Source organism: Bacillus sp. JJ1562 (genome assembly GCF_036962705.1).
Lineage (GTDB): Bacteria > Bacillota > Bacilli > Bacillales > Bacillaceae_L > Ferdinandcohnia.
In genome coordinates this window covers 280,403-305,685 of the sequence record NZ_JBALOQ010000003.1, presented here as the reverse complement: position 1 = coordinate 305,685, position 25,283 = coordinate 280,403, and the positions used below count along the sequence as shown (strand labels likewise).

At 37.6% G+C, this 25,283-nt stretch carries 26 protein-coding genes; 18 read left to right on the top strand and 8 right to left on the bottom strand.

The window, feature by feature from the left end; translation table 11 throughout:
* The first annotated feature begins 124 nt into the window (after positions 1-124).
* The 4 genes from V7097_RS02435 (at position 125) to V7097_RS02420 (ending at position 4,118) form a co-directional block, all read left to right on the top strand.
* A complete protein-coding gene (locus tag V7097_RS02435; RefSeq protein WP_335701991.1) occupies positions 125-973 on the top strand; it encodes an extradiol ring-cleavage dioxygenase in 849 nt (282 codons plus the stop codon).
* 21 nt (positions 974-994) lie between these two features.
* Entirely contained in the window at positions 995-2,203 is a 1,209-nt protein-coding gene (gene pobA, locus V7097_RS02430) for a 4-hydroxybenzoate 3-monooxygenase (RefSeq protein WP_335701990.1), read from the top strand.
* A 93-nt stretch (positions 2,204-2,296) separates the two neighbouring features.
* Positions 2,297-3,904, top strand: coding sequence for an ABC1 kinase family protein (locus V7097_RS02425; protein WP_335701989.1), 1,608 nt, complete (start codon positions 2,297-2,299; stop codon positions 3,902-3,904).
* A 16-nt stretch (positions 3,905-3,920) separates the two neighbouring features.
* A complete protein-coding gene (locus tag V7097_RS02420) occupies positions 3,921-4,118 on the top strand; it encodes a DNA-directed RNA polymerase subunit alpha C-terminal domain-containing protein (RefSeq protein WP_335701988.1) in 198 nt (65 codons plus the stop codon).
* A 15-nt stretch (positions 4,119-4,133) separates the two neighbouring features.
* On the opposite strand, the gene V7097_RS02415 is transcribed toward V7097_RS02420, so the two are convergent.
* Positions 4,134-4,313: a hypothetical protein gene (locus V7097_RS02415; protein ID WP_335701987.1), complete on the bottom strand. Its 180-nt coding sequence runs from the start codon at positions 4,311-4,313 to the stop codon at positions 4,134-4,136.
* Positions 4,314-4,457: 144 nt separating this feature from the next.
* Between V7097_RS02415 and V7097_RS02410 the strand changes: the two genes are divergently transcribed.
* Complete coding sequence (locus V7097_RS02410) at positions 4,458-5,813, top strand: MFS transporter (RefSeq protein WP_335701986.1); 1,356 nt, start codon at positions 4,458-4,460, stop codon at positions 5,811-5,813.
* 381 nt (positions 5,814-6,194) lie between these two features.
* On the opposite strand, the gene V7097_RS02405 is transcribed toward V7097_RS02410, so the two are convergent.
* Positions 6,195-6,359: a hypothetical protein gene (locus V7097_RS02405; protein ID WP_335701985.1), complete on the bottom strand. Its 165-nt coding sequence runs from the start codon at positions 6,357-6,359 to the stop codon at positions 6,195-6,197.
* A 50-nt stretch (positions 6,360-6,409) separates the two neighbouring features.
* Entirely contained in the window at positions 6,410-6,655 is a 246-nt protein-coding gene (locus V7097_RS02400; protein WP_335701984.1) for a DUF2164 domain-containing protein, read from the bottom strand.
* A 38-nt stretch (positions 6,656-6,693) separates the two neighbouring features.
* On the opposite strand from V7097_RS02400, the gene V7097_RS02395 reads away from it, so the two are divergent.
* Positions 6,694-7,113: a hypothetical protein gene (locus tag V7097_RS02395; RefSeq protein ID WP_335701983.1), complete on the top strand. Its 420-nt coding sequence runs from the start codon at positions 6,694-6,696 to the stop codon at positions 7,111-7,113.
* A 140-nt stretch (positions 7,114-7,253) separates the two neighbouring features.
* On the opposite strand, the gene guaC is transcribed toward V7097_RS02395, so the two are convergent.
* Positions 7,254-8,237 carry a GMP reductase gene (guaC, locus tag V7097_RS02390; protein ID WP_335701982.1) on the bottom strand — a complete coding sequence of 328 codons (984 nt, stop codon included), beginning with the start codon at positions 8,235-8,237 and terminating at the stop codon, positions 7,254-7,256.
* Positions 8,238-8,392: 155 nt separating this feature from the next.
* Entirely contained in the window at positions 8,393-8,932 is a 540-nt protein-coding gene (locus tag V7097_RS02385; protein WP_335701981.1) for a helix-turn-helix domain-containing protein, read from the bottom strand.
* Between the two features lie 429 nt (positions 8,933-9,361).
* On the opposite strand from V7097_RS02385, the gene V7097_RS02380 reads away from it, so the two are divergent.
* Positions 9,362-10,027: an alpha/beta hydrolase gene (locus tag V7097_RS02380; RefSeq protein WP_335701980.1), complete on the top strand. Its 666-nt coding sequence runs from the start codon at positions 9,362-9,364 to the stop codon at positions 10,025-10,027.
* Positions 10,017-10,424, top strand: a complete 408-nt coding sequence (locus V7097_RS02375) for a DoxX family protein (RefSeq protein WP_335701979.1) — start codon at positions 10,017-10,019, stop codon at positions 10,422-10,424. The genes V7097_RS02380 and V7097_RS02375 overlap by 11 nt, the downstream gene beginning before the upstream one ends.
* 38 nt (positions 10,425-10,462) lie before the next feature.
* Here the strand turns inward: V7097_RS02375 and V7097_RS02370 are convergent, their stop codons facing one another.
* On the bottom strand, positions 10,463-11,560 hold the full coding sequence (locus V7097_RS02370) for a metallophosphoesterase (RefSeq protein ID WP_335701978.1): 1,098 nt from the start codon (positions 11,558-11,560) through the stop codon (positions 10,463-10,465).
* A 353-nt stretch (positions 11,561-11,913) separates the two neighbouring features.
* Between V7097_RS02370 and V7097_RS02365 the strand changes: the two genes are divergently transcribed.
* The 4 genes from V7097_RS02365 (at position 11,914) to V7097_RS02350 (ending at position 16,070) form a co-directional block, all read left to right on the top strand.
* Entirely contained in the window at positions 11,914-13,872 is a 1,959-nt protein-coding gene (locus tag V7097_RS02365) for an LTA synthase family protein (RefSeq protein ID WP_335701977.1), read from the top strand.
* 124 nt (positions 13,873-13,996) lie between these two features.
* On the top strand, positions 13,997-14,284 hold the full coding sequence (locus V7097_RS02360) for a YhdT family protein (protein WP_335701976.1): 288 nt from the start codon (positions 13,997-13,999) through the stop codon (positions 14,282-14,284).
* Positions 14,281-15,741: a sodium/pantothenate symporter gene (gene panF / locus V7097_RS02355; RefSeq protein ID WP_335701975.1), complete on the top strand. Its 1,461-nt coding sequence runs from the start codon at positions 14,281-14,283 to the stop codon at positions 15,739-15,741. The genes V7097_RS02360 and panF overlap by 4 nt, the downstream gene beginning before the upstream one ends.
* 119 nt (positions 15,742-15,860) lie before the next feature.
* A complete protein-coding gene (locus V7097_RS02350) occupies positions 15,861-16,070 on the top strand; it encodes a glycerate kinase (protein ID WP_335701974.1) in 210 nt (69 codons plus the stop codon).
* A 129-nt stretch (positions 16,071-16,199) separates the two neighbouring features.
* Here V7097_RS02350 and V7097_RS02345 read toward each other — a convergent pair whose 3' ends face one another.
* Positions 16,200-16,640 (bottom strand): cell wall hydrolase, encoded by a 441-nt coding sequence (locus V7097_RS02345; RefSeq protein WP_335701973.1) that lies wholly within the window; start codon positions 16,638-16,640, stop codon positions 16,200-16,202.
* A 219-nt stretch (positions 16,641-16,859) separates the two neighbouring features.
* On the opposite strand from V7097_RS02345, the gene V7097_RS02340 reads away from it, so the two are divergent.
* Together V7097_RS02340 and V7097_RS02335 are read left to right on the top strand one after the other, a co-directional pair.
* Positions 16,860-17,348: a PH domain-containing protein gene (locus V7097_RS02340; RefSeq protein WP_335701972.1), complete on the top strand. Its 489-nt coding sequence runs from the start codon at positions 16,860-16,862 to the stop codon at positions 17,346-17,348.
* Positions 17,348-18,865: a PH domain-containing protein gene (locus V7097_RS02335; RefSeq protein ID WP_335701971.1), complete on the top strand. Its 1,518-nt coding sequence runs from the start codon at positions 17,348-17,350 to the stop codon at positions 18,863-18,865. The genes V7097_RS02340 and V7097_RS02335 overlap by 1 nt, the downstream gene beginning before the upstream one ends.
* A gap of 85 nt (positions 18,866-18,950) precedes the next feature.
* Here the strand turns inward: V7097_RS02335 and V7097_RS02330 are convergent, their stop codons facing one another.
* Positions 18,951-19,838: a sulfite exporter TauE/SafE family protein gene (locus tag V7097_RS02330; RefSeq protein WP_335701970.1), complete on the bottom strand. Its 888-nt coding sequence runs from the start codon at positions 19,836-19,838 to the stop codon at positions 18,951-18,953.
* Positions 19,839-20,008: 170 nt separating this feature from the next.
* On the opposite strand from V7097_RS02330, the gene V7097_RS02325 reads away from it, so the two are divergent.
* From V7097_RS02325 to V7097_RS02310, 4 genes are all read left to right on the top strand, one after another.
* A complete protein-coding gene (locus V7097_RS02325; protein ID WP_335701969.1) occupies positions 20,009-20,419 on the top strand; it encodes an RrF2 family transcriptional regulator in 411 nt (136 codons plus the stop codon).
* A 440-nt stretch (positions 20,420-20,859) separates the two neighbouring features.
* Complete coding sequence (locus tag V7097_RS02320) at positions 20,860-22,602, top strand: ABC transporter ATP-binding protein (protein ID WP_335701968.1); 1,743 nt, start codon at positions 20,860-20,862, stop codon at positions 22,600-22,602.
* Entirely contained in the window at positions 22,599-24,335 is a 1,737-nt protein-coding gene (locus tag V7097_RS02315) for an ABC transporter ATP-binding protein (protein WP_335701967.1), read from the top strand. Before V7097_RS02320 ends, V7097_RS02315 begins: the two co-directional genes overlap by 4 nt.
* Before the next feature lie 117 nt (positions 24,336-24,452).
* On the top strand, positions 24,453-25,097 hold the full coding sequence (locus tag V7097_RS02310) for an SDR family oxidoreductase (RefSeq protein ID WP_335701966.1): 645 nt from the start codon (positions 24,453-24,455) through the stop codon (positions 25,095-25,097).
* Positions 25,098-25,283: the final 186 nt, after the last annotated feature.

Genomic DNA, 25,283 nt, shown 5'->3' with positions numbered 1-25,283 from the left:
AAGGCGCATTTGATAAAAGGGGATGCAAGATTGATAGCTTGCTTCCCCATATTCGCATAAAAATGAAAACGTTTTCTGGGTAGCTTGCTAGTTTAGGAAAAACTTTTTTTAGGAGGAGATTAGTATGACAATCGAATTTAGCATGCTAGCACCACATGTTCCAAGTATGTGTCATGAAGATCAAGTGCCTGAGTTCCAAAAGGATATGGCCTCTGCTATGAAAGAAATCGGGAAGAAATTAAAGGAGATCAAACCAGATGTCCTTGTATTAGTTTCTTGTCATTGGCCATCGACATTCTTTCATTACGTAGATTGTACGCCAGTTCATAAAGGTATTCTTACTGCTATTGAAGCACCTGATTTGATTAAGGATATTCCTTACCATTATCCTGGTGATGAAGATTTGGCGAAGGAATTGGTAAGTGCAGGTGAAGAGGCAGGTCTTCAGGTTCAAGGCGTAAATGACCCATATTATGTTTGGGATTACGGCAGTGTAGTCCCGTTACGTTACTTAGTTCCAGACGAAGATATTCCAGTAATTAATTTATCAGTCACATTGGCAGCATCTCTAGAAGAAACGTATAAATGGGGGCAAGTCATTTCGAAGATTTTACGAGAAAGCGAGAAAAAGATAGTCTTTATTTCAAGCGGTGCATTATCTCATAATTTAGTAAGGGGTAGACATAATAAGCCAACGGTTACAGAACATGCGATGGATAAACAATTTATTGAATTTATCATGAATAAAGATTACAAATCAGCTTATGACATGCTTCCCGAGTATGCAAGGTTTGCAAGGGTTGAATCTGGAGGGCGTCATCTTGCAATGCTCTTAAGCATCCTTGAAGAAAATGCAGAGCCTACTTATCTAGCAGATGGCCAATCATCTGGTAGCTGGAATGCTCTAATTACTTTTGGTCAAAGAAAATTATCTGGCGTAGCTAATTTAGAAGAGAGCGAATATGTAAAGTAAAAATATACGTGGGAGGAGATTATGAAGACAAAAGTGGGGATCATAGGGGCAGGACCCGCAGGACTAATTCTGTCCCATTTACTACATTTACAAGGAATCGATTCGATTATTCTAGAGTCACGGTCCCGTAAGGATATTGAAGGAACCGTTCGTGCTGGGGTGTTGGAGCAAGGTACCATTGATCTCTTGAATGCGACTGGCGTCGGAGAGCGGATGATGAGGGAAGGACATGTCCACGAGGGAATTGAATTACAATTTAACGGAAATAGGCATCGCATTGATTTCAAAGAGCTTACAGGCGGAAAGAAGATAATGGTGTATGCACAGCACGAAGTAATAAAAGACTTAGTAGCTGCACGATTAGAAGCTGGTGGACAAATTTTTTTCAATGTTAGCGATGTAAGTTTGCATCAGCTTGAAACGGCCAAACCGAAAATAAAGTTCCGTAGTGAGGCTGGAAGCGAGCTTGAGGAGATTGAATGCGATTTTATTGCGGGGTGTGACGGCTTTCACGGCCCAAGTCGAAAAGCATTACCTGACAGCATAAAAGTCGAAAAGCAAAAGGTTTATCCGTTTGGATGGCTTGGGATTTTAGCGGAGGCACCACCTGCAAACCCGGAACTTATCTATTCAAACCATGAACGAGGCTTTGCATTAATTAGTACGAGGTCTCCTGAAATCCAACGCTTTTATTTACAAGTAGATCCAAAAGACGATATAAAAAACTGGTCTGATGACCGTATTTGGACAGAACTTCATGCAAGGGTAGATATGGATGGTTGGCGTTTAAAAGATGGTCCAATTATTCAAAAAAACATTGTTTCGATGAGAAGCTTTGTTTGTGAAACAATGAGATATGGACGATTGTTCTTAGCTGGAGATTCAGCACATATTGTTCCGCCAACTGGTGCAAAAGGACTGAATCTGGCAGTAGCTGACATTCTAGTTTTGGCTAAGGGGATTAGTGAATTCTATAAAGAGGGTAAAGAAGAAACTCTTGACAATTATTCTGAAACTTGTCTACGGAGGGTTTGGAAAGCGCAACGATTCTCATATTGGATGACGACAATGCTGCATCGAAACTTAGAACATAGTAGCTTTGAACATGGGATACAGCTAGCAGAATTAGAATATCTGACTTCATCCAGGGCAGCCATGACAAGTCTAGCGGAAAACTATGTTGGATTACCCATGGAATTTCAGGCTACCTTTGAAAAACTAGAAATATAAAAACACCTAAAAGCATTTCTTTTTTAAAGGAGAAATGCTTTTTATATTGAAGTATTTCTATTAGGAAACGTTTTGGAAATGAGTGATTTCTAATTGAAGACGAAAAATAAGATTGTGCGAATGTCAAAAGTACTTTCGATGGCTTTTGTGATTTTTATTAAAATCTACTGGTATAAGTTCCGCAAAAAACCACAAGTCGAATGGGATAAACTTTGGGAGGAAATCGGTGCGAGGTTTCGTAAGACACTTTTTGAATTGGAGGGTTTACTGATTAAGGTGGGACAAATCTTAAGCACCAGAGCTGATTTGCTACCTAAACCTTTCATTAAGCAAATCCAAGACCTAACCGATAAAGTTCCCTCGTCTGAATGGAATGAGATTGAGGAAATACTTAATGAGGAGTGGGGGAGCTCCATTCATGGAATTTTTCAATCAATCGAAAAAGAAGCAATTGCTTCAGCGTCAATTGGCGAAGTATACAAGGGAATGTTAAAGAACGGAGAAAAAGTTGCCGTTAAAGTCCAAAGACCACATATCCAATCAATACTTAAAACAGATTTCCGAACATTGGCCATTATCATCTGGTTTGCTGATCATTTTGTCCCAGTTCCAAAGGGGTTTATCAATTTTAAGGTTTTGTATAAGGAAATTAAACAAGTGATTGAGCGTGAACTCGATTATACAATGGAGTTACAAACTCTTGATTTTTTTAAAGACCGTTTCAATCATCATGACGGTATTATAATCCCTAAGGTTTACCCTGAGTATAGTACATCAAAGATTCTTGTTATGGAATGGGTAGACGGAATCAAGATTTCAGAAATGGAGGATTCCATTGACCGAAAAAGACTCGCTGAAAATCTGATTGAACTCTTCCTTCCTCAATGGCTCGAGCCTGGATTGTTTCACGCAGACCCACATCCAGGGAATGTACTTCTATCAAAGGAAGGTAAAATCATATTACTTGATTTCGGTATGGTTGGGGAAATCTCGAAAAAGGATGCTATGAACTTTCAAAGCTTGGTTGAAAGCTTACTTACAAAGAATTATTCAAAGGCAGTCGATTGTTTGACGCAGTTAGGCTTTTTATTACCTGAATCTGACCATAGAACGATGGAGAAACTCTTAGGGGAATTGATGTCATTTGATTTGTCCCAATTAAAGGAACTAGATCTAGTTGCCTTTAAACGTGAAATGAATGACATCGTTCAAGCACTCCCGATTCAGGTCCCAACACGTTTTATTTTTTTAGGCCGGTCTTTTGTAGCAATTGAAGGAATTATACTCCATTTAATTCCTGAGGAAGAGGTATTAGATTGTGTTAAGCCAGTATTTATGAAGTGGTTAAATAAAGCAGGCAATCAGAAATGGTCATTTGTTTTGAATTGGATTCAAGCTTTGCCAGTGTTTAAAATTTTTCATTCAGTCCAGGAATTCTTAAAGCTGCCAAATAAATTAGAGGATTTAAAGGAAGTAGAACAAAGAAGAGAATTTCAATTTACGATATATGAAAATCATAAAAAGCATTTATTCCTGCTTTCTCTATTTGGTAGTGCTGGAATTGCGGCTGGCACTTTTGCCTCTCATTCAATGTTGCTATACCTCTCTGCCGGGCTTACAGCTTTATCCGGATTAGGGTATTTTATAATAGCTCATAAACAGATAAAATGGATGAAGTACATGCATGAAAAACGGAGATGAAAAAGGAGGAATCCATATGGCCGAAATAGATGAGTTAAAATTAAGCAAACCAGCTTTACGTGCCTTGCATGGAGAGGGGTACATCACACTCGAGCAGTTCACTAAGCTTACCGAAAAAGAAGTGTTGGCCTTGCATGGAGTAGGTCCAACCGCAATTAGAGAGCTCCGCAAAGCTCTCGATGAAAAGGGGCTAGCTTTTAAAATTGAGGAATAAACGAAATCGCGAGGGTTATACCCCGCGATTTTCATGTTCACCCCGCTTTTTAATTTGATTATAAATATAACGGATCATCTTCATGGTTCTACTACCTTGGATCATAATCACAATTGTATAGATTGTTGTTAGAATCCCCCCAAGAATTGCAATCCAAAACAGTGTTGTGATTTTCGTTTTTATACTAAACAACATATCAATCCCCCAATTTTTCAGTCTATTTTTATTTTTAACGACTTAGGTGAGATTATCCATTCATTTTTCTTAGAAATGTATTTTACAACCGGGGAAAAGGTTTGTGTGATACACTGTTTAAATCGAGTAAAAGGGGAATACACAATGTCTGTTACTATCAAAAATCCAACATTATTAATCATCGCGATTGCATTGGGGGCCATTTTAAATCCACTCAATACAACGATGATCACTGTAGCATTATCATCGATTCAACAGGATTTCGAGCTTTCATCAACTGATATTTCATGGTTAATTGCCTCTTACTTTATTGTAAGTGCTATTTTTTTACCAATCATCGGAAGACTTAGCGATTATTATGGTAGGAAGCGAATTTTTCTCATCGGACTGTTGTTAGTTTTGATTTCATCCGTGCTTGCGCCAATGTCGAATAGCATGATGATGCTTCTTTGCATGAGATTGATTCAAGCGCTTGGCACTTCAGCACTATATCCAGCAGGGATAGGAATGGTCCGGTTATATATTAAACAAAATCAAAATCGAGTGATTGGTACATTGGCGGTATTTGCAACTACTTCCGCAGCGTTTGGACCAACGATAAGTGGTTTACTGATTCAATATGGAGGCTGGCCGGTTATCTTTTATGTCAATCTTCCAGTCATCTTACTGTCCGCACTTTTAACATGGTTCTATATCCCGAAAGATGAGCCAACTAGGGGAACCGCATTTAAATGGGATGTGGTCGGAATGATCTTATTCAGTGCTTTTATCACAAGTTGGATGGTCTTTTTGCTATCAATGGAAGGCGGTTTTGATGTTTGGTCTTTAATTCTTTCGATTGGTTTGTCCATTCTTTTTTATTCATACGAAAAAAAGAAGACAGATCCCTTGATCAATGTTGTCTTTTTGCGAAAGAATCCTACGATATCTGTTATTTACGCACAGTACATCTTATCAACTCTGATATTCTTCTCGATCCTTTTGTTTACGCCAATCTATTTACAGGAGGTTATCGAGTTAGGTCCAAATTATACAGGATTGATGATGTTGGCATTATCCATATTTGCAATGATCACAACACCAATTGCGACAAGATGGGCGGAAAGAGTGGGGTACCGGATTCCATTACTTGTTGGGACAGGGATTGGAATTGTAGGAGTTGCATTCCTTTATACCACGACAAAAAACTCCTCATTGCTGTGGATTGTCATGGTATTGGCGGTGTTTGGGATTAGTAATGGTCTGATGAATATCAGTCTGCAAAACCTGTTATACACCTTTATTAGTGTGGCCCAGACTGGAATTGCGTCGGGGTTGTTGATGACTTCAAGATTTATTGGAAACATCCTAGCATCAAGCATATATGGTGTTGTTTTTGCCATTGGGTTAAATGATATGAGTAAAAACTCTATGACAATCGTTTTGTTGGCTGTTTCACTGGTTATCATTCCGGGAATGTATTACGTAACGAATCAAAAAATGAAGACGAATCAATGGTAAAGAACAAGTCATAATGCTTTAGGGCATTATGGCTTGTTTTTTTGGGGGGAGAATAGTATATCAAAGACAAACGGCATTGATTTGATGTGCGAATTGTCTCTGAGACGAGGTCTCGAAGACAAATCAAGCTCAAATGCTGTGTAAAATGTCTCTGATAAGCAGTCTCAAGGACAAATTAAGCTCATATGTGAAGTGAAGTGTCTCTGAGACGGGATCTCGGGGACAAGCTTGATTAAATAGCTGGATGAATTGTCCGTGAGAAGTCTTCTCGAAGACAGACCCAACTCAAATGCTGTGCGGAATGTCCGTGAGCAACACCTTCGCCCCTTTATAAACAAAATATTACTAGGTTAAGAAGGATTCCCATCAACTTCCCTAGAACTATTTAGGTAGATTTTTTTTCGATTTAACAAAAGCTTCAACCGAATCATCAAGTAATCCTTCGCGATTCATGTCTTCGTTGACATCTGAATCAACTTCCATCTCAGATTTAAACACACCATATGTATCATCTGGATCAAAAAGATTGTGTTTGTCTTTTGGCATCTGCATTCACTCCTTTAGGGGTAGTGTAAGCAACTATGCCAAAATATACTCTAGCTTCTGATGGGTCTTTCGAGTGTTAAAATTTCGTCGTCTAGAGAGGCGAATTGCTGATCGACCACTGCTTTTACATCGTGGACGGCAGCATTGTAGAAATGTGGTGCTAGTTTTTCTTTCACAAAATGCAATACTTGTTCTGCAGCAAACTCACTCATATCTTCATCTCGTTCGAGTGAGAAAAATTCCTGAATGTCAGAAATCATCATTTGCTGTTGTTCTTTCGTTAGCTTTAAAAACAATTGAAAACACTCCTTACATTTGAAAGGTGGATATAGCAATGAAATTGAAAACCATTTTGATCGTCATTCCGCTGCTCCTCGTACTACTATACAGTTTTACATACGTTCCTCACAAGCTATTTAACATTGAGCCAGACAAAGTTTCGAAAATACATATTGTTGATGGGAATTCGGGATATAGGTTTGATATTACTGACGAGGGAGAGATTGATCGAATCATTAAGAATTTAAACGAGGTTACGTTTAAAAAGGGGAAGTCCTCAGTAGGCTATATGGGATATCGTTTTGACACCACGATTTATGATAAAGAAGGCAAGAAGATAAAAGAGCTAATCATTAATTCTGTTGACACAATTCGCTATAAAGGTTTTTTCTATACATCAACAGAAATTTCGCTTGAATATGAGTATATCGATGAATTAAGGAACCAGAGGGACGGTTCTATTGGATCCCCTTAGGGTATTTTTGAGAAATTAGAACAAAAGGGCGCAACTAAACCCGAATGGGAGTTGCGCCCTTTTGCAAAAAGAACCATAAATGTGGTCGCGAAGCGTAACCACTTGAAACCAGGAGAACCGTCCCCGTGGTCCCTATCCTATTAATAAATGCGATCGCCGTTAAAGATTGAGTTTTTAACGACTACATAATCGACATGGCGGATGGAATCTAATTTGTTTCCTCCTGAGTAAGAGATGGCAGACTGGAGGTCTTGTTCCATTTCTTTAAGTGTGTCTTTTAATGAGCCTTTGTGCTCAACGTAGATTTTCTTACCTTCAACGTTCTTCTTTTCACCTTTTTGGAATTCAGAAGCTGATCCGAAGTATTCTTTAACGAGTTTACCCTCTACTTCTTTTGTTTCACCAGGTGACTCTTCATGTCCAGCGAAGAGGGAACCAATCATGACCATTTTCGCACCAAAGCGAACTGATTTCGCGATATCACCGTGAGTACGGATACCACCGTCTGCAATGACAGGCTTTGTTGCAGCCTTTGCGCACCAACGAAGTGCAGCAAGCTGCCAGCCGCCAGTACCGAAGCCAGTTTTAATTTTTGTGATACAAACTTTACCAGGTCCAATTCCAACCTTTGTTGCGTCTGCACCAGCATTTTCTAATTCTCTTACTGCTTCTGGAGTCCCAACGTTACCAGCAATAACAAAGCTTTTTGGTAAATGCGCCTTAATATGCTTAATCATTTCAATTACTGAGTTTGAATGACCATGAGCGATATCAATTGTGATGAAATCTGGTACAAGGTTCTCTTCAGCAAGCTGTTCGATGAATGTGTATTCCTCAGACTTAACACCAACACTGATCGAAGCAATTAAGCCGCGAGAATGCATATCTTTAATAAAATCAACACGTTTTTCTGGATTGAAACGGTGCATAATATAGAAATAGCCATTTTCAGCTAAAAATAATGCGATTTTCTCATCTATAATTGTCTGCATGTTTGCAGGGACAACCGGAAGTTTAAATGTATGTCCACCAAATTCAACTGTTGTGTCACACTCCGAACGACTGTTTACAATACATTTTGCAGGGATTAACTGAATATCTTCATAATCAAATACGTTTTCCATTTAAAAACACTCCTAAAACCGAATATTATTTTCTATGCAATTTAATAATGTTCGTACATTAGATAATGTACATGATTTTTTAGATGATGTCAAAGCTTTTTTGCATCCTGACATTGATAACCAAGAAAAAAGCCTGCGATTACGCAAGCTTAAACCTATAAAATATCATTTAATTCTGAATCTGAATAAACGGAGATCAAAATCACTGCTGTTGTTTCTCCGATATTTTTTACAAAGTGGGGAACGCTTGCATTCCAGCTGAAGGAGTCTCCTTCTTCTACAACAACAGAATCATCACCTTGTTCTGCAAGGATTTTTCCTTTTAAAACTAAATGGCATTCTTCGCCTTCATGTGCGTTCGGTTCTCCCATTGAAGCACCAGGTGGACATTCGACAATCATCATGCGCAAGCCACCTTTTGAGGTGAGATGTTCCACTTGTAAATTATTAAAAGACGTTTTTGTGCGTGCATCCTTACGAACGACTCGCATATGTTCTTTCTTTTCTAATAATAAGTAGGGAAGCGGAACCTCTAGAAAATCAGATATTGCTTTTAAAGTGTTAATCGATGGGGATGTATTATTGTTTTCAACATTGCTGATAAAACCTTTTGATAGGCCCGTACCTTCACACATTTGGGCGATGGTTATTTTTTTTCGATTTCGAATCGCGCGAATTTTAGTACCAATATCCATATTTGTACCTCACATGTTTTCTAGTATGAAACTTATTCACTTTATTCAGTCGGGGTTCAAATCCCAACTGAATAAAGTGAAAGCCTCCGGCGGATGCCACGATTTTTAAAAGGAAATTTTTCGAGACGTAAGTTCAAAGACTAAGTACTCCACATCCTGTGGCAACGTCTTTATGACCCACTTCCTGTGGGCCTAAAAATCGGGCGCAAATATGCCAAGTCATATTTGATTATAATAGCAAAAAAAACTGTTGACAATATACCATGTGTCTTGTTATCTTATAGACAACAAATATTCATATTAAGAAACAAAACCTTAATGGTTTTCTTTTTTTGCCCTTGTGTTTCTTTATAAGAATATTTTATTTTTTTACAAATACTTTGCTGTGGGGATACTTTAAGTAAATAACATGAAGAAGGGATGATTGAATTGAATTCACCTTTTGTTTTTGAGCTACGTAAACCTTCAACAATTGATCCTGATAAAAAATATCCTGCTTTGTTTTTAATGCATGGAATGGGGAGCAATGAACAAGATCTTCTCTCATTAGTAAAAGGCTTAGAGGATATATTTTATATTTTTAGTATTCGTGGTCCAATAGCACAGCCACCAGGGTATGCCTTTTTTACGATAGAAGGTTATGGCAAACCGCACAGAGAAGTATTCGACCAAAGCATTGGTCAACTTACAAATTTTCTTGATTATGCTTCGCACAACTATCCGATTGATCAAGAAAACATCTATTTACTAGGATTCAGCCAGGGAGCTATCGTTTCGATGACTTTAGGGCTTTCATTAGGAGAAAGAATTAAGGGCATTGTTGCATTGAGCGGGTATATTCCTAATTTCGTAAAAGAGGAATATGAAATCCAATCAGTCAAAAATCTTTCAATCTTCATTTCGCATGGGGAACATGATCCTGTGTTGCCGTATCAATGGGGTGTAGAAAGCAAGGAGTTTTTCGAAAAACATGGAGCGAATGTGTACTTTCATTCTTATCCGGAAGGACATACCGTTTCATTACAAAATTATCGTGATTTTATGGAATGGATCACGAACGATCTAAAAAATGGAGGAAATAGAAATGGAAAATAAATTTGAATTAGGAAGTTTAATTATTAGAGTGGTATTAGGTATTACATTTTTTATTCATGGACTTGTGAAGTTTCAAGATGGAATTGAAAACACTGTTGGATGGTTTGAGAGCATTGGACTTCCAGGTGTTTTAGCATATGGAGTAGCAATTATTGAGCTTGTTGGTGGCATTATGTTAGTCCTTGGATTATTTAGTCGAATCGTATCAATTTTAATTGCTATCGTAATGGTTGGGGCAATTTTTACAGTAAAGCTTGAAGTAGGTTTTTTAGGTAATGGTCAAATGGCAGGCTCTGAATTAGATTTAGCATTTCTTGCTATGGCTGTGATGCTTGCTATCACTGGTTCAAAGGCATTTGCACTAGATCAATTGATTTTTAAAGGGAAAGATAAATAATTAAGTAAAAAAGCATTACCTTGTCAGGTAATGCTTTTTTATTTGAATTCCACATTAATAATGACAACTTCGGATCTTGTTCCAAGTCTAAGCGGAGGTCCCCATGTACTAAACCCAGACGATACGATCGAATGCATGTCACCTTTTTTCAACAAGCCATAATCATTTTCATACAACATGCCAGTAATCAGATTTCCAGGAAACACTTGACCTCGATGCGTATGTCCCGACAATATTAAGTCGATTCCGTTAGCCGCCGCATCATCTAGTTCATTCGGTTGATGGTCTAGCATAATCATCGGTTTTGTTGAATCAAGCGATGAAACAAGCCTCTCAATGTCGACACGATTTTTATCTGTATCATCATTTCTTCCTATTATATAGATCTCATTTTCAATCATGGTCACTTCATCTGTTAAAATCTCAATCCCAAGCTTCTCCATTTCTTCGACAATTTTTTCGTTATCGCTTCCGTAGTAATCATGATTTCCAAGGGTAGCATAAACGCCAAGTGGTGCATCAATTTTTTTCATCACTTCACCCATGTTTTCCTTTAAAAAAGGCTCAATGTGATCATCGATGAGATCACCGGGGAGCAACACAATATCTGGACGAGTTTCTTCTACTAAATGGACGAATTTTTGAAGATGGTTTTTACCAACAATACTACCAAGATGAAAATCAGACGCCATTAATACTTTCAAATCATCCCGTTCGACATTTTCTTCGATCGAGATATTATAGGTTTGAACAACGGGATTCCATGCGTAGAAAGTTCCGAAACTGAAGATTAGGATATACACCGTAATCACCCCAAACCCAATCGCCCTCATTCCTTTCTTTTTAAATAAGTAGAATAATAGGGCTGCAATTGGTAAAAGGATAAGTCCAAATCCTGCTAGGATAAGCCAGTAGTATCCAACAGTCTGTAGAATTGCAGATGATGTAGAATAACCAACAAAAATAGATAATGATAATATCAGAATGACTAATATGTATGTCTTTTTATGTCGAAATAAAAATGCGTGTTTGAGCCATACCCATCCCATATACCCAAAAAAGAAGCTCATACCACAATAAAGCAAAAGAAATAGGAGTATCGCAATAATAAACATAGTTCGAATAGCCCTTTCCATTAAAAGTAATTCCTATTATAGTAGTATAATTGAAACTAATCCTTACGTCTTTAATTTTGCTTACTTTTGTAAATATAATGTGGTCATAATTTAGAAGGATGTTACGTATTTTATAAGAGTTTGTAAAAACGGTGTACAGGCTGATGTGTAAGGGGATACATAAGTTGTAAGAAAATTTCGGGGTTTTCTAGAACTGTTGACATTTTAGAGAAACGTAGTAAAGTATGTAAATGTACTCCGATTGTAAATTTAATTACATTTGTTAATAATTTGTTCATAATTCGTTGATACAATGTTTATTAGGCTTTTGGATATTGAAATAATTTTTGTTTAGATTGAAGGTAGGTGCAATCATGAAAAAGAACATTCTGAAACGTGGTCAAAATATCTTCTCTAGTTTTTTTGGCTTTTTCTTGTTAGCAGTGTTATTCCTGTGGATGAAAACATATATTGCGCAAATAACAGAGTTTAACTTAAGTATTGATAATTCATTACAGACATTTTTATTATTTTTGAATCCACTCGGATCGGCTTTATTCTTTTTAGGACTTGCATTTTTAGGTAAAGGAAAAAAGAGATATAGACGACTTCTTATTATCTATTTTCTAATGTCTTTCCTTTTATACGCGAATATTTTATATTACCGTTTCTTTAGCGACTTTATTACATTGCCAACATTGTTCCAAACACAAAACTTTGGTGATGTAAGTGGAAGTGTTGTTTCACTTTTAAAACCATATGACTTCTTGTTCTTTGTTGACTTTTTCGTATTAGTAGCACTTGTGCTATTTAAAGTCGTAAAAGTTGAAACGACAACTAGCTTGAAAGGTTTAAAAGTAGCTGCATTATTTGCGTTTTCGATCCTAATTTCAGCAGTTAACCTTACACTTGCTGAGGCTGATCGTCCACAGCTTTTAACACGTGGGTTTGACCGCCATTATATTGTGAAATATTTAGGTATGTACAACTATACAATTTATGATGCTGTGCAAAGTACAAAGGCTTCAACTCAAAGAGCACTAGCGGATAGTAACGACAGCATTGAAGTTATTAACTATACGAAGGCAAACTATGCCGAGCCAAATCCTGAGTATTTTGGAGCAGCTAAAGGGATGAACGTTATTTATCTTCATCTTGAGTCTATCCAAAACTTCTTAATCGACTACAAGTTGCATGGTGAAGAAGTAACACCATTCCTTAACTCATTAACAAGGGATCAAAATACACTGTATTTTGATAATTTCTTCCATCAAACAGCTCAAGGTAAGACAGCTGATGCGGAGTTTATTCTTGAAAACTCATTATATGGTCTTCCACAAGGATCTGCTTTTACAACAAAAGGCTTGAACACATATCAAGCGGCACCAGCCATCCTTGGACAGCAGGGTTATACTTCTGCAGTATTCCATGGTAACTCAGGTAGCTTCTGGAACCGTAATGAAATATATAAATCATTTGGTTATAATCACTTCTTTGATTCAAGCTTTTATCAAATGAATACAGAAGATTTAGCTGAATATGGATTAATGGATAAACCATTTTACGAGCAATCAGCAGATTTATTAGATACTTTACCACAGCCGTTTTATACAAAATTTATTACAGTAACGCATCACTATCCATATCGGATTTCTGATGAGGATGCAACGATAGCACCTCATACAACTGGTGATCGTTCCGTTGATCGATATTTCCAAACTGCGCGATATGCTGATGAAGCATTAGAGCAATTCTTTAATGATTTAAAAGAAAAAGGATTGTACGATAATTCGATTATCATTATGTATGGTGACCATTATGGTATTTCTGAAAACCATAATAAGGCCATGAAGCAAGTCTTAGATAAAGAAGAAATTACAGCATTTGATAATACTTCCCTTCAACGTGTGCCATTGTTTATTCGTGTTCCCGGTATGGAAGGTGGAGTACAGCACCAATATGGTGGACAAATTGACCTTCTTCCAACACTCTTACACTTGCTTGGAATTGAGACAAAAGATTATGTACAATTCGGATCAGATTTACTGTCTGAGCAACATGATCAAGTAATTCCATTCCGTAATGGTGATTTTGTAAGTCCAACGATTACTCAAGTCGATGGTAAGTTTTATGATTCAGTAACAGGTGCAGAAATTTCAGAAGACCAGCTAGAAACTGCGAAAAAGCTTCAGGACATTGTTGAAGAAAAATTAGGAACTTCTGATAAGGTTGTAAATGGTGACTTGTTACGATTCTACACGCCAGAAGGATTTGAGCCAGTTATTCGTTCAAATTACAATTATTTGATTGATGATGAGGATTCAGCTCAATAATTAGAGGAAAGCTAGCTAAGGATGTTCTTAGGTAGCTTTTTTGGTGGGAGTGCAGATTTTTGGGCAAGATAGAGAATATGGACAGGTTCTTACGTATTTGCAATAGAAGTAAGGAGAAGTATTAATGGATAAGAGTAAACATACAGGTGACTGGAGATACAAGGTTGCCAAAAGAGAAGCAATGATTGGAATAGGTTTAGCTGTTTTTAATTTCCTATGGTGGTATGGCTTTGCATATGGATTAGGTTCAAAGCCTGTTTCCGAATATACATATATTGCTGGAATGCCAAGTTGGTTTTTTTATAGCTGTTGTGTTGGTTTTCTAGTTGTTGTCTTTTTATTAATTATACTAGTAAAAACGGTCTTTAAAGAGGTACCGTTTGATGTGGATGAGGAAGAGGATTCATTATGAATTGGGAAGTTATGATTCCGTTCCTAGGTTTATTGGTCATTATCTTTTTTGTCGGAATTTATGCAGCCCGCCATCTGAAGAATAGCTCCGGATTTCTTCAAGATTATTTTTTGGGAAGCCGTGAACTAGGTGGTTTTGTTCTTGCGATGACAATGGTTGCTACCTATGGAAGTGCTAGTAGCTTCATAGGTGGCCCTGGTGCTGCCTACACAATTGGTCTTGGGTGGGTTCTTTTGTCCATGATTCAAGTGGTCACAGGCTATTTTGTTTTAGCGGTTCTAGGGAAAAAATTTGCGATTGTTGCGCGTAAAATAAATGCAGTCACACTTATTGATTTTTTAAAGGTCCGTTATAACTCGAAGTGGGTTGTTTTACTTTCAGCGGGCAGTATTATCGTCTTTTTATTTGCCTCAATGATTGCCCAATGGGTCGGGGGAGGTAGGCTGATTGAGTCCTTAACAGGTTTGTCTTATACAAGTTCATTGTTTATCTTTGCTGTTTCTATTTTAGTTTATGTGACAATTGGTGGATTCAGGGCTGTTGCTCTAACAGAGACTATTCAAGGGATTATCATGTTTGTTGGTACCTTAATTATCCTAATCGGGACAATAATTGCTGGTGGCGGGATCCCAGCAATTATGGATGAACTTATAGCGGTAAATCCAAATCTCGTATCACCGTTTGGACATGATGGTTCCCTTACTCCAATCTATTTATCTTCATTTTGGATTCTTGTAGGGGTAGGAGTTGTTGGATTGCCACAGATTGCTGTACGAGCGATGTCTTATAGGCATGCAAAAGCCATGCACCAAGCGATGATTATCGGAACCATTGTCGTTGGATTTATCATGCTAGGCATGCATTTATCAGGTGTATTTGCAAGAGTGATCATTCCAGGGATTGAAGTCCCTGACACGGTTATGCCATTGCTTGCAATGGAGGTATTACCGCCCTGGTTAGCTGGAATTGTTCTGTCTGCACCGATGGCGGCGATTATGTCTACTGTTAACTCTTTATTATTAATAGTAGGCTCTTCAATTGTAAAGGATGTGTATTTGAATTACATAAAACCGGATGCAACAGAACATGCTGTAAAAAGAATAAGTATGAGTGTTACAGGACTTGTAGGTCTTCTTGTGTTTGTCCTTGCCATCAATCCCCCAGATTTATTGATCTGGTTAAATCTCTTTGCATTCGGTGGACTTGAGGCAGCGTTTATATGGCCGGTTGTACTTGGGTTATATTGGAGGAGAGGAAATAAGTACGGAGCCATCTCATCCATCCTTGTTGGAGTGGGTAGCTATATTCTCATCCATACAACGAATCCGGAACCTTTTGGCATGCATTCTGTTGTCTTGCCAGTATTTTTCTCGCTTATTACTTATATCGTCGTAAGCTTACTGGTGAAGGAAAAAAATCTAGAACATTTACGTAATATTGATGCGAAATTTTCATAAACGACAAGTGCCCAGCGCTTGTCTTTTTTTTATGATAGCCGAATAGAATATTGCAATGATACTATGTTAACAAAAGGGGCTTGTAAGATTTACCATATTTAATGAAAAGGAGTTCCCCTGTGAAGATTTTAATCGCAATAGATTCTTTTAAAGGAAGCATATCTTCGCTTGAAGGTAGCAAAGCTATCGCTTTAGGGATAAAAGAAGCTATGGTGGCAGAATTAGATGACGGGTTAAACCATTTTTCCAACATTGTCCAACAGGCGATGGGTATTGATATTCATTCCTTTCCAGGAGCAGGGGCAGGTGGTCTAGGAGCTGCTCAATGACATTAGAGGAAGCAATGGATACTAAATAAACGTTTGAAAGCTTAAAATCAGCATCCAGCCAAATTTTTCGATTAATAAAGGCAGTTAGGGGATGAATGTAAAATACAAAACCCCCACAAATTGTGGGGGTTATCCTCTATAAACACTATCACATGTATTAGCCTCTGGTTCATAATAACAATGATTTTTAAATTGTCCTGCAAATGGTTGACCATACCATGTAGGCGGACACGGTGCATAAGGGTTAAAATACCAAAGAGAATACTTGGAGGGATGTTGTCTCCAATGGATTAATGTTTGTCTAGCTAATTTTTTTTCAACTTCTCTTGCTGGATTATAAAATAAATTCCCTTTTTGTACGGCCTCAAACGAAAAATTTCCTCCTTGCGTCTGAAAAATCACATCCCTGATTGACCTTACATCTTTAAAATCTAAACAATCTGCTACTGCTCGATTTACTATAACATTACCAACCATCAGCATCCCTTGTCGACCTTCAGCTTCTGCTTCAGCCCTCATCATCCTCGCCACTAAATTGACGTCGTTTTCTGTATATTTAACTCTTGCCATTTATCATCACCTCTAAAAGCATTGTATGAAAACCACCTCAAAAAATGTCGCTTTTAAATAAATTTTATCTTGATTTTCTAATTTAGATTATTTAAGGCAACTGGAAAAAGTGAAACTTTTATCCGATAGTAATCGTAAATATGTCAATGACTGTGAAAAAAGACTAAATCAGTAAGAATGTAAGTGCTTAATAGAATATTGTCATAAGGAGTTGCTGAATTGAGTGTTTTAAAATTAGAAAAACAATTATCTCCCGCATTCCCAATAATACGATTGATCACTGAAACCATAACCAACATTATAGGATTATTCATCCTAGGAGTATTTTTTTGGTTGAATCATTATTTTTCATGGCCTACATGGGCGTTTTGGATTTTGGTTGCTTTACTTGTGATCGCCGTACTTGGTACGATATGGTCATTTATCGAACCGACGTTACTTTATCGAAACTGGAGTTATCAATTTAACGATGAATACCTTCAACTTCGTTATGGTGTTTTAACAAAAGAATGGGTCACCGTTCCGATGACGAAAATACAGTCGGTTTCAACAAGTCAAGGTCCCATTATGAAAAAGTATCATACCCGCTCAATTAAAGTAGAGACAATGGGTTCTTCCCATACCATTCCTGCTCTGGAAGAGCATGTAGCTCTGGAGCTAAGAGAGAGATTAGCAGAATATGCAAAGCTAAAGGAAGTGGATGAATAATGCGCTATCATCCACTCAGTATTGGTTTTCGAATCTATCAATTCATAAAAAGTAGTTTTCTAGTAATATTGTTTCTATTTGTCTTAAAAAGGGATTCGGATTCTTGGTTTTTTGTATATGGACGATATGCTTTTCTGTTATTTGTTGTATTGGGGCTGTTTCACATTGTGGCAAGTTGGTTTGTAGAGAAATATGAGTGGAAGGATCGTACATTCCACATTCATAAAGGAATTTTTGTGAGACGGACGAGTACCATCCCGTTTTCAAAAATCCAAAATATAACGAGAAAAACATCCGTCTTTCATAAAATCTTTGGACTAACTTCCCTGACCTTTGAAACGGCAATGGATGGGGAGGATGATTCCATCCAATTCGAGGTATTAACGAAGGAACATGCCGATTATTTGATTGATTTAATTCAGCCTAATAAGCATCCGGAAGTCACTCAAGAACATGAAAACGAAGATTCAGAACAGGAAACCGTTCAAGTAATGAGTCGTAAGGTTCATTTTATACCAGAGAAGAAAGATTTGTGGAAGGCAAGCTTTACATCTTTAAGTTTCCTCGCAATTATTCCGATCGTTTTTGGTGGGCTAGATTATTTGGAACCATTTTTACCTGATTCCGATCAGTTCGAGGGCATCTTTAAAGTGTTATTGGCAAGTAAATGGCTTTTTGTCATACTCATTATTTTGGCAGTAATCATTGCTATTATTTTTGGTGTTGCAAGGACATTCATTCGTTATGGCAAATATGAAATTTCATCTGATGAAAGTTATATCTATATTGATCGAGGAGTACTCGATGAAAGTTATTTTGCGATTGAAAAGATGAAAATTCAGGGCTTAGAAATGAAGCAAACATGGATGAAACGAATTTTTGGGTTAGCAGAAGTGAAATTAATCAGTTCAGCCAATCCGAATAAAGGGGATGGATCTATCAATGTGAACTCCCTATATCCATTTTTACCAGTCCATAAGGCATTTGAGTTAATTGAGGAAATGCTCCCAATCTATCAGTTGAATGAGATCAAATTAGAAAGGCTACCGCGCAAATCCTTATGGGTAAAATTATTGAAACCAAGCTGGTTCTGGCTACTGGCAACGATTGGCTTATTCTATTTTAAACCTGAGCTTTTTGGTATTAGCAAGATATGGTGGGTCTTGTCCGTTGTTTTACTATGTTTGATTATCTATCTCCGAATACTTGACTTTCTTCACACACGATATGCTGTGAAGGAAGACCAAGTACAATGGTGGCATGGTGGTCTAACGAGTCGGATGTTTATCACAAAACGAAGACAAGTAATTGAAATGTCTTATTCACAAACAAGATTACAAAGGCTGTTCGAGGTAGCATCCATTACAACGATGAATCGTTCAACGCCGACACATATGGAAACCATTCAAGATATTCCATTATCATTTGCTCTTACCTTTGAAAAATGGTATTTGAAGCGTCAGGAGGAAGTGGAAGTGGTGGAAAGCAACGGGGCCAATCCCACTGTGCCAAAATAATTGCACGGTGGGGATAGCCCCCTTTTTTACATTCGAGTAAAAGGAATGGATTCTTATACGAAGCAAGTAGGTTTTTATTATTCTATTAATCTAATACCTGGTTATCATTATAGTTCCTTTTTTTTATCTTCCAAACGACGCTAACTACTGCAATAAGCCATAGGGCTCCAAGAATGATATACGTGTAAAGGCTTGCGATTTGTGAAACATCTAATGCTCCTAATAGAGTCCTGATATTCGTCAAAATAATAATTCCACCCACAAGTGTTCCTAATAAGTTGGTCGGAATAATTTTGACTAACCACGCTGCAATTGGAGCGGCGATGATCCCACCGATCATTAGCGCAAGCACCCATTGGAAATTAATATTCGACCAGCCTAATGTTAAAAGAAAACCAAGTGTAGATGAAACCGCTATGGCAAATTCACTTGTATCAACTGAGCCGATTACTTTTCTTGGCTCCATTTTATTACCCGTCAATAATACGGGAGTAGCAATTGGGCCCCATCCACCACCTCCTGTTGCATCGAAAAAACCAGCAATAAAGCCGAGCGGAACAAACTGTTTTTTGGACCATTTCTTATTTGAGGCTTTTCTATTGGAGTTAAACTTAAAGAGGAATTTATAAATGACAAAAACACCTAATATTAATAAGAATATGGATACGTATGGCTTTATAATATCGCCAGGAATACTACTTAAGAAACATGCTCCTAAAAAAGCACCAATTGAGCCAGGTATAATTAATTTGTACACAACTTGTTTATCTACATTACCAAATTTAATGTGAGATACACCAGAGGCTGCTGTTGTTACAACCTCAGCCATATGAACGGATGCAGATGCAACAGCTGGTGCAATTCCAAACATCAGTAATAATGAAGTAGATGTAACCCCATATGCCATACCTAAAGAGCCATCAACTAACTGTGCGACTAACCCTATAAAAGCAAGTAAAATCAACCTTTTCACATAAATCTCTCCTTTTTCTAACAATCCTGAATAGACTAGAAATGAATATAAATAATTTCGAATAGTTGACTAATCTAATCAAGTTTCTAACCTAAGATATGATGTATTCTCTAGGTGGGTACTTTATCCAAAAAAATATTGCCTGATTTTATTAAAAGGGGAGATCGTAAATGAAGGTTTCAAGTAGGGGAGAGTATGCATTGCGAGCGTTAATTTGTCTGGGAGCAAAAGGAAATCAGTTAATAAATATAGAGGAAATTGCAGAGAAAACCCTTGTACCGGTTTCTTACTTAGAACAGATTCTCCTGCAATTAAAAAGAAATGGATATGTCCAAAGCAAAAGGGGTGTTAACGGAGGTTACAAATTGAGTAGAAACCCGAATGACATTATCATTGGAGAAGTCATTAGAAACTTAGAAGGACCACTAGCACCTATGGGATGTGTAAGCATTACCTCCTATGAAAGTTGTCCATTAGAAGCAGGGTGTTTACTAAAACCATTATGGGCACTAATTCGCGATAAAATTGCAGAATTATTAGACCATACAACGCTTAATGACTTATTAGAGGGGAATATATAGAGTCAATAACATATTTAACAAATAAATGACGTTTTTGTGAAAAAAACGTTGAAAACAGTAATTAGATAGTTGACAATTGTATGAAAAAAATGGTAATCTTCAAGAGCACTAATAAAATTTTACAAAGGAGGGAAAGGACAATGAGAGATTTAAAGACGCGTAACCTAACTAACAAGTATATACATTGTCCATACCTTATATTTGTAGGATTATAGATTCCTAATGCAATAAAAGGTATGGTACGCCTACTGTACCTTTCACAGAGATGCATGCTCTTTTTAGGGTATGCATCTTTTTTGTGTGGGATTTTTTAGTGAATACCCATGAAAGGGAGAAGAGACAATGTGGAAAAAACGAAGAGTATTGATTTTCAATCAGGAGTTGCTAGATAGTGGGTAGTTCGGGTCTAACAGCCGTGAAAGAGAAAGAAGGTATGAGAAATGTTTGAAGTATTAGGAAAGCTTGGCTGGTTTTTTAAAAAATATTGGTTGCAATATACGATTGCCATAGTCCTGTTAATGATTGCTACGGTGTTGGAGGTCATTCCACCATATTTACTTGGCTCCATTATCGATATTTTAACAGCTGGTGATATGACAAAGACAGTATTGGTTCAATATATTCTAATATTCGTAGCCATTATTGTTGCTGGTTATTTTTTGAATTACTTATGGCAGTATCGATTATTTGAAGGTTCGTTAAATCTTGAAAAACTAATGCGACGAAAGCTGATGCTGCAGTTTTTAAAAATGACACCTACATTTTATGAGAAGAACCGTACAGGTGACTTAATGGCACGTGCAACGAATGATTTGAATGCCGTATCGCTAACAGCGGGTTTTGGAATTATGACCTTAATCGACTCAACTTTGTTTTTGGGCACGATTATTTTTGCAATGGGCTTCATGATTTCATGGAAATTAACATTCTTTTCAATGTTACCAGTTCCGATTATGGCTGTGCTCATTCAGTATTTAGGAAAAATTGTACATGAACGATATATGAAAGCACAGGATGTATTTGGAGAATTAAATGATAATGTACTTGAGTCTGTTGCAGGTGTGAGAGTCATTCGCGCTTATGTTCAGGAAAAGAAAGATGAACAAGTCTTTGCTGATAAAAGTGAAGAAGTTTACCAGAAAAATATCCACACAGCGAAGATAAATGCTTTATTCGGACCAATTACCAAAGTTGGAACTGGTATTAGCTATGTTGTAGCACTCGGGTATGGTTCATTTCTTGTAGCAAATGGCGAAATGACAGTTGGTCAGTTAGTTACATTTAATGTTTATCTAGGTCTTGCGGTTTGGCCAATTTTTGCGATTGGTGAGCTTATAAACGTGATGCAGCAAGGAAATGCTTCACTTGATCGTGTACAAGAAACACTTAATTATGAAGCAGATGTAAAAAGTACTAATACCCCTGTTGCCATTTCAACACCGAGTAACATTGGATTTGATGATTTAATGTTCCAGTATCCAACGAGTCAGGTGAAAAACCTACAGAAGATAACCCTCTCACTAAGAAAGGGAGAAACACTTGGTATTGTAGGGAAAACAGGTGCGGGAAAAACAACATTTTTACGACAATTACTACGTGAATATCCATTACAAGAGGGTCAACTCAGTATTGCTGGAATTGACATTGCGTCACAAACAAAGGAACAAATACTTGATTGGATTGGATATGTTCCACAGGATCATGTGTTATTTTCACGTACGATTCGAGAAAACATTTTGTTTGGTAAAGAAGATGCTACAGATGCTGAAATAGAGAAGGCCATCCACTTAGCATACTTCAAAAAAGACTTGGAAATCTTACCAAGAGGGCTTGAAACACTTGTAGGTGAAAAAGGAGTATCCCTTTCTGGAGGACAAAAGCAACGCGTGTCCATTGCACGTGCGCTTATCAAAGATCCCGAAATTTTAATCCTAGATGATTCTTTATCTGCGGTTGATGCGAAAACAGAGGCACGAATTATCGAAAACATTCAGAACGAGCGAAGCGATAAAACAACCATTATTACGACGCATCGTTTATCCGGTGTTCAACATGCCGATCAGATTATCGTGCTGGATGAAGGGCAAATTACAGAACAAGGGACTCACGAAGAGCTTCTACTACAAAATGGCTGGTACAAGGAACAATTTGACCGTCAGCAGTTAGAGGAGGGCGGGGCATGAGTACAGGTAAACGATTAACAAAATATGCAATGTATTATAAAGGACCCATTTTTCTTGGATTATTTTTCTTAACGATTGCAGTCTTTACAGATCTTGCAGCTCCATTTATCGCAAAATACATTATCGATGAGTACATGGTTATCGGAAATATTGAAATTCAGCCGATTGCTTGGTTGCTTTGCTTGTATTTTATTTTAGCAATCGCAACTGCGGTTTTACGATATTTTATGTATATTTATTTACAAGTAGGGGCCAATCGAGTGATCCAAAAATTGCGTAAGGATGTATTTGGTCATATCCATACATTACCGATTCAATTTTTTGACCAACGTCCTGCTGGAAAAATTGTCGCACGAGTTACAAACGATACAGAAGCAGTTCGAAATTTATACGTGCAGGTCCTTTCAAACTTTGCGACAAGCTTTATTTCAATTGCAGGTGTATATATTGCGCTTTTCATCCTAAATTGGAAAATGGCGATGCTTGCATTGCTTATGATTCCGCTTATTTATGTATGGGCAATTTTATACCGAAAACACGCATCACAGTATAATAAGGTAATTCGTAAAAAAATTGCGGACATCAACGCAATGATTAATGAATCCATTCAAGGAATGACGATTATACAAGCCTTTCGTCGTGAAAAGCAAATGACGAAGGAATTTGATGATATGAATGATGAGCATTATGCATATGGGCGTAAATTATTGATTTTAGATTCTGCCACTTCCTTTAACCTAGTCAATACATTGCGACTCATTATGTTCACGATCTTCATTCTTTATTTTGGAACACAATCACTATCGGGTGCTGAGATTGTATCAGCGGGTACGTTGTATGCCTTTGTTGATTATTTAACGAGGCTATTTAACCCAATTACGAATGTTGTGAATCAGTTTTCACAATTAGAACGCTCACTTGTTGCAGGAAAACGAGTGTTTGATGTGTTAGATTTGAAAGGGGAAAAGGTATCAGAGGAAACAATGCCAAGATATGATGGCCATGTTGTATTCGAAGATGTCACTTTTGCCTATACAGACGATGAATATGTTTTAAAGCATCTATCGTTTGAAGCAAAGCGTGGTGAAACGATTGCCCTAGTTGGTCATACCGGTTCTGGAAAAAGTTCAATCATGAACTTACTTTTCCGATTCTATGATCCATCAATAGGCAAAATATATATCGATGGAATCGACATCACGACATTGCCCAGACAGACGATCCGAGAGCATATGGGAATCGTTCTACAGGATCCTTATTTGTTCACAGGGACTATCGCCTCGAACGTAAGCTTGAATGACCCGAAGATTACGCGAGAGAAAGTTGAGGAGGCATTACAAGCAGTTGGGGCAGAACGAGTTCTTAAGAATCTTGAAAAAGGAATTGATGAACCTGTTATTGAGAAGGGTAGTACACTTTCATCAGGCCAACGTCAGCTCATCTCATTTGCTCGAGCACTAGCTTTTGACCCTGCGATTTTAATCCTAGATGAAGCCACTTCAAATATTGATACGGAGACAGAAGAGATTATTCAACACGCGATGGAAGTTCTGAAAAAAGGTCGTACCACGTTCATAATTGCCCATCGTCTATCAACAATCAAAAATGCAGACCGCATTCTCGTATTAGAACGAGGAGTCATTAAAGAACAAGGTACCCATGATGAATTATTGGCTCATGGTGGCATTTATGCTAATATGTACCGCATGCAAGCACAATCACTATATGCGTAACTTTTATGACCACACGAGTCAAAGCTCGGTGGTCTTTTTTTATAAGCCCTTTCGTTTGATATCTCTTTCATAACTTGTGATAATAGTAGAAATACACAGATGAAAGGGGTTAGATTAATGAAGGTTTGTGTAGTTGGAGCAAATGGACAAATCGGTAAACAAGTGGTGGAGCTTTTGAAGGAAAGTAGCGAGCATACACCCATTGCAATGGTACGTAAACAAGAGCAAGTAGCCTATTTTGAAAACTTGGGTGTCGAAACAGTTTTTGCAAGTATTGCGGATAGCGTTGATAAAATTGTAGAAGCGATTTCGGGCTGTGACTCGATTGTATTTACTGCAGGGTCTGGTGGTCACACAGGTCCTGATCAAACGTTATTAATCGACCTCGATGGTGCTGTGAAAACAATTGAAGCGGCAGAACAAACAGGAGTCAAGCGCTTTATCTTGGTAAGTGCGCTAGGTGCAAACCAGCGTGATAGATGGAATGATGCTATCCGTCCATATTATGTGGCAAAGCACTATGCTGATCGAATTCTCGTACAGAGTGATTTAACCTATACCATCGTTCGACCTGGTGGCTTATTGAATGAAGAAGGTACTGGGAAGGTTGCGATTGGGGAGAATTTAACGAGAAATTCAATCCCACGTGCGGATGTCGCAAAAGTGATTGTCGCTTCCTTAACAGAGGAACGTACTTATCATCAATCCTTTGACCTTGTAAGTGGCGATGAACCAGTAGCAGATGCATTGAAAAATTTATAGGGTAAAATTTCGCTTGCGGCTTAATAGTCGCAAGCGTTTTTTATCATCACAATATAGGAAACTATTAAATTGCTGGCATTAGTCAAGTGGAATTGAAACCTTAAGTCTGAGTGAACCGATTATTTTGACACAAGTCAGGTGAAAACGCCAGCTCGAGTCCGAAAGCCCTGATGATTCTGACACAAG